This window comes from Catenulispora rubra (assembly GCF_015356825.1).
GTDB lineage: Bacteria > Actinomycetota > Actinomycetes > Streptomycetales > Catenulisporaceae > Catenulispora > Catenulispora rubra.
The window spans coordinates 1-4713 of the sequence record NZ_JAACYW010000491.1 but is presented as its reverse complement, the minus strand read 5'-3'; the positions used below and the strand labels follow the sequence as shown (position 1 = coordinate 4713).

Annotated in this window: 6 protein-coding genes; all 6 read left to right on the top strand. The window is 71.0% G+C overall.

Annotated features, from left to right (window positions below; translation table 11 throughout):
• The first annotated feature begins 133 nt into the window (after nt 1–133).
• The 6 genes from murI (at nt 134) to rdgB (ending at nt 4589) form a co-directional block, all read left to right on the top strand.
• Nucleotides 134–1024 (top strand): glutamate racemase, encoded by an 891-nt coding sequence (gene murI, locus GWK61_RS52885; RefSeq protein WP_194921861.1) that lies wholly within the window; start codon nt 134–136, stop codon nt 1022–1024.
• Nucleotides 1021–1794 (top strand): MBL fold metallo-hydrolase, encoded by a 774-nt coding sequence (locus GWK61_RS52880; RefSeq protein ID WP_194921860.1) that lies wholly within the window; start codon nt 1021–1023, stop codon nt 1792–1794. The genes murI and GWK61_RS52880 overlap by 4 nt, the downstream gene beginning before the upstream one ends.
• A gap of 44 nt (nt 1795–1838) precedes the next feature.
• Nucleotides 1839–2330 carry an indole-3-glycerol phosphate synthase gene (locus tag GWK61_RS52875; RefSeq protein ID WP_194921859.1) on the top strand — a complete coding sequence of 164 codons (492 nt, stop codon included), beginning with the start codon at nt 1839–1841 and terminating at the stop codon, nt 2328–2330.
• A gap of 145 nt (nt 2331–2475) precedes the next feature.
• Nucleotides 2476–3207, top strand: coding sequence for a ribonuclease PH (gene rph / locus GWK61_RS52870; protein ID WP_194921858.1), 732 nt, complete (start codon nt 2476–2478; stop codon nt 3205–3207).
• 80 nt (nt 3208–3287) lie between these two features.
• Nucleotides 3288–3869, top strand: coding sequence for a hypothetical protein (locus GWK61_RS52865; RefSeq protein WP_194921857.1), 582 nt, complete (start codon nt 3288–3290; stop codon nt 3867–3869).
• Nucleotides 3870–3971: 102 nt separating this feature from the next.
• Nucleotides 3972–4589 carry an RdgB/HAM1 family non-canonical purine NTP pyrophosphatase gene (gene rdgB, locus GWK61_RS52860; protein WP_194921855.1) on the top strand — a complete coding sequence of 206 codons (618 nt, stop codon included), beginning with the start codon at nt 3972–3974 and terminating at the stop codon, nt 4587–4589.
• Nucleotides 4590–4713 lie beyond the last annotated feature (124 nt).

Genomic DNA, 4713 nt, shown 5'->3' with positions numbered 1-4713 from the left:
TTATAAAAGACAGCCCCGCCACCGCTCCGCCGCACGTCAACCCGGCCGTGACCAAAAGCACCGCTGAGACAGTGGCCACATCCGCCGTCCCAATCGCCGACGCTCTGCGCGCGGAGCCGTACTCTTTTCCCTCATGGCCGCACCACCGCCTCCGTACATCGACCCGGCATCCCGGGACGCGCCCATCGGCATCTTCGACTCCGGCTTCGGCGGGCTGACCGTCGTGCGGGCGTTGCTGGACCAGTTGCCGCATGAGGCCGTCAGCTACTTCGGCGACACCGCGCGCCAGCCCTATGGGCCGCGGCCGATCGCGCAGGTGCGTGCGTACGCTCTGGAGTGCATGGACAAGCTCGTCGAGTCCGGGGTGAAGATGCTCGTCATCGCGTGCAACTCGGCCTCCGGGGCGGTGTTGCGCGATGCGCGCGAGCGGTATGAGATCCCGGTGGTGGAGGTGATCCGGCCGGCTGTGCGGCTGGCTGTGGCCGCCACGCGGAACCAGCACGTCGGGGTGATCAGCACCCGGTCCACCCGGCGCTCGATGGCCTACGTCGACGCCTTCGCCGCCGCGCCGCAGATCCAGCTCACCACGCAGGAGTGCCCGCGCTTCGTCGAGTTCGTGGAGGCCGGGGAGACCGCCGGGGAGGAGCTGCTGACGGTCGCGCACGAGTACCTCGACCCGGTCGCGCGGGCCGGCGTCGACACCCTGATCCTGGGCTGCACCCACTACCCGCTGCTCACCGGCGTCATCTCCTACGTCATGGGGGAGGACGTCATCCTGATCAACAGTGCCGAGGAGACCGCCAAGGACGTCTACCGCGTCCTGGCCGAGAGCGCGCTGATGCGCCCGGGCGAGCTCCCCGAGCCCGTGCACAGCTTCACCACCACCGGCGACCCGGACCAGTTCCTGCAGATCGGGCAGCGCTTCCTCGGACCCGAGATCGGCCACGTCCACCAGGGCCTGCTCCCGGCCGCGCCGCAAGACGCCACCGAACCTCGATATGCCACAGTTGCGGAGTCCTCATGAAGCTCACCGTGATCGGTTCCTCCGGCTCCTTCGGGGGCCCCGGCAACCCGTGTTCGAGCTACCTGGTCGAGCACGAGGGCCACCGGATCCTGCTCGACTTCGGCAACGGCGCGCTGGGCGAGCTGCAGCGGTACGGCGACGTCTACGACCTGCAGGCCGTGATCCTGTCGCACCTGCACGCCGACCACTGCGTCGACATGTGCGGGTACTACGTCGCGCGCAAGTACCGGCCCGGCGGCGTGCCGCTGCCGCTGCTGCCGGTGTGGGGCCCGTCCGGGACCCGGGAGCGGATCGCCAAGGCCTACGACACCGACGACGCCGAGTGCGAGTCCGTCTTCGACTTCCGCAACGTGCTGGAGGGCGCCCCCGAGGGCGCTACCGGCAACAGCTTCGAGACCGGGCCGTTCACGGTCCGCGTGACGCGCGTCGACCACCCCGTCGAGGCCTACGCGATCCGCCTGGAGGCGGCCGGCCGCACCCTGGTCTACTCCGGCGACACCGGACCCTGCGAGGCCCTGGACCACCTGGCCAAGGGCGCCGACCTGCTGCTGGCCGAGGCCTCCTTCCAGGAGCCGCGCGACGACGGCCTGGTGGGCCTGCACCTCAACGGCCGCGAGGCCGGCGAGAGCGCGACGGTCGGCGGCGTCGGACGCCTGGTCCTGACTCACATCCCGCCGTGGACCGACGCCGAGCTCAACCTCACCGCGGCCCGGGCCGCCTACGACGGACAGGTGAACCTGGCCACGCCCGGCGCGGTGTTCCAGATCTGAGAGCATGATGGGACCAACTGCCAGCACCGGAAAGGACCCCGACCGTGCCGACCACCATGCTCATCGTCGAGAAGACGATCAACCAGCACGACCTGGAGTACGTCGTCGGCCTGCACGCCGACAACGTCGAGGAGGGCATGGCCGCGGAGAACTACGTCGTCGTGGTCCCGGTCGGCAAGGAGAACGGCAAGGTCCTGGCCACCCTCGACGACCTGGCGCTGGGCAACTTCAAGGGCGCCGAGGAGGACTCGCACGACGAGCCGCTGAACGAGGCGGTGGTGGCCGCCCGCGCGGTCCTGACCGCGACCGTCCAGGCCTTCCAGGACGCCGGCAAGCAGGCCGCCGGCGAGCTGCTGGCCGGACCCCCGGTCGACGGGCTGAAGGAGATCGCGGCCAAGTACGTCGTCGACGAGATCATCGTGCTGACCGTGCCGCACCTGGTCGAGGAGTTCTTCCACCGGGACCTGGCCTCCCGGCTGCGCAAGGCCACCGACCTGCCGACGCTGCGGCTGCTGGCGCACGTCCAGCTCGACTAGCGCGACCAGCCCGGCCGGCGCGACTACCTCGACCAGCACCAGCACCAGCACCGGCGCCGTTCGCCGGCCACCCCCGCCATCCGCGCCAGCCGCGCGCCGCGCACCGCCGACCGCGCCCGCCCCGGGGGTGGGCTAGGGTCTACACATGTCAGCAGCACGCGTCGACGGCCGCAAAGTAGGCCAGCTCCGTCCGGTCACCCTGACCCGCAAGTGGTCGATCCACCCCGAGGGCAGCGTCCTCGTCGAGTTCGGCCAGACCAAGGTGCTGTGCACCGCCAGCGTCACCGAAGGCGTCCCGCGCTGGCTGCGCGGCAGCGGCAAGGGCTGGGTCACCGCCGAGTACGCGATGCTGCCCCGGGCCACCAACACCCGCGGCGACCGCGAGTCGGTCAAGGGCAAGGTCGGCGGGCGCACCCAGGAGATCTCCCGGCTCATCGGGCGCGCGCTGCGCGCCGTGGTGGACACCAAGGCGCTGGGCGAGAACACCATCATCGTGGACTGCGATGTGCTGCAGGCCGACGGCGGCACCCGGACCGCGGCCATCACCGGCGCCTACGTGGCGCTGCAGGACGCGGTCACGTGGATGCGCGACAAGAAGATGGTCAAGGCCACCAAGGAGCCGCTGACCGGTTCGGTGTCCGCGGTCAGCGTCGGCATCATCGACGGCGTGCCGATGCTCGACCTCTGCTACGAGGAGGACGTCCGCGCCGAGACCGACATGAACGTCGTCTGCACCGCCGACGGCAAGTTCGTCGAGGTGCAGGGCACCGCCGAGGGCGCCCCCTTCGACCGCGCCGAGCTGGACGCGCTGCTCGACCTGGCCGCCGGCGGCTGTCGCGAGCTGGCTTCACACCAGGTCAAGGCCCTGCTGAGCTGATAGGCGCGTCAGCACCTCCTATATTGTTCGGCAGCCCCGCACGAGCCGGGGCTCCGAACGTCTTCCACAGGGGGTGGGTCATGACCGTGCGGCTGCGCGCGAGCGTGATACCGGGACTGGCACTGAGCGCGCTGGCGCTGGCGGGGTGTGCTTCGCAGGGCACGATCGGGACGAGCGCGGCGGGGGCCGCGGGCGGACCGCTGCCGGGGGCGGCGAGCTCGACTCCGGCGGGCAACAGCTCCGCGACCGGCACCAACGCCCCCTCGTCGGGGAGCACCGACTCCTCGGCGCCCTCCGCCCCGGCCAGTTCCTCGGCGGCCGCGCCGAGCTCGCAGGACCCCTCGGCCCTGGCCTCGTCGCTGAAGACGCTCAACAGCCTGTGGACCGACCCCGGCTGCAAGACCGCGCTGGCCGGATTCAGCACCTTCCTCTACGCGCAGGAGCAGGGCCAGGCGCAGGGCATCGCGGCGATCCCCGGCGCCCTGCCGAAGATCCGCGCCGGCGCCCAGCAGACCAAGAAGCCCGCCGCGGCCCAGCCGATCAACAAGCTGGCCACCGACCTGCAGACCATGTACAGCCAGGCGCAGCAGGGCAAGACTCCGGACAAGGGCCCGGTGAAGCAGGACTTCCAGATCATGGGCAACATCTGCTCGCAGCCGTGAGGACAGCCGTGAGGACAGCCGTGAGGACAGCCGTGAGGGCAGCCGTGAGCACTGCTGGAATCGACTGCGGCGCGCCCCGGACGTACACCTAGACTGGCGCCCATGCGCCAGATCGTCCTCGCCACCCGCAACGTCAAGAAGATCACCGAGCTGGAGCGGATCCTGCTCGCCGCCGGCCTGACCGACGTCGAACTCGCCGGCCCCGAGACCTACGCGGCGCTGCCGGAGATCCCCGAGACCGGCCTGACCTTCGCCGAGAACGCGCTGATCAAGGCGCGCGCGGTGGCTGCGGCCACCGGCCTGCCCGCCGTCGCCGACGACTCCGGGCTGTGCGTGGAGTCGCTGAACGGTATGCCGGGCGTGCTGTCCGCGCGCTGGTCCGGGCGCTTCGGCGACCTGCCGTCCGGCCCAGGCCGCGACGTGGCGAACCTGCAGCTGGTCCTGGACCAGGTCGCGGACGTCCCCGACGAGGCGCTCGGCGCCAACTTCACCTGCGCGGCGGCGCTGGTGCAGCCGGACGGTACCGAGCATGTGGTCGAGGGGATCGTCACCGGGCGCCTGATCCGTGCGCCGCGCGGGGACGGCGGCTTCGGTTATGACCCGATCTTCGTGCCGGAGGGCGAGAGCCGCACCACTGCCGAGCTCAGCCCGGAGGAGAAGGACGCGATCAGCCACCGGGGACGGGCTTTCCGCGCGCTGGTGCCGCTGCTGAAGGGCTGAAGGGCTGAAGGGCTGACGGGATGACGGGCTGACGCGAGAGAGCGGCGTTCCTGCTTTATGTATGGGTGCGGGTGCGGGTGCTGGTGGCTGGTGGCTGGTGGCTGGTGTCGGGTGGGTGTGGTGG

Coding starts and splice junctions, on each gene's coding strand:
- rph (WP_194921858.1), top strand. CDS start 2,476: ATGTCAGCAGCACGCGTCGACGGCCGCAAAGTAGGCCAGCTCCGTCCG.
- GWK61_RS52865 (WP_194921857.1), top strand. CDS start 3,288: ATGACCGTGCGGCTGCGCGCGAGCGTGATACCGGGACTGGCACTGAGC.
- GWK61_RS52880 (WP_194921860.1), top strand. CDS start 1,021: ATGAAGCTCACCGTGATCGGTTCCTCCGGCTCCTTCGGGGGCCCCGGC.
- rdgB (WP_194921855.1), top strand. CDS start 3,972: ATGCGCCAGATCGTCCTCGCCACCCGCAACGTCAAGAAGATCACCGAG.
- murI (WP_194921861.1), top strand. CDS start 134: ATGGCCGCACCACCGCCTCCGTACATCGACCCGGCATCCCGGGACGCG.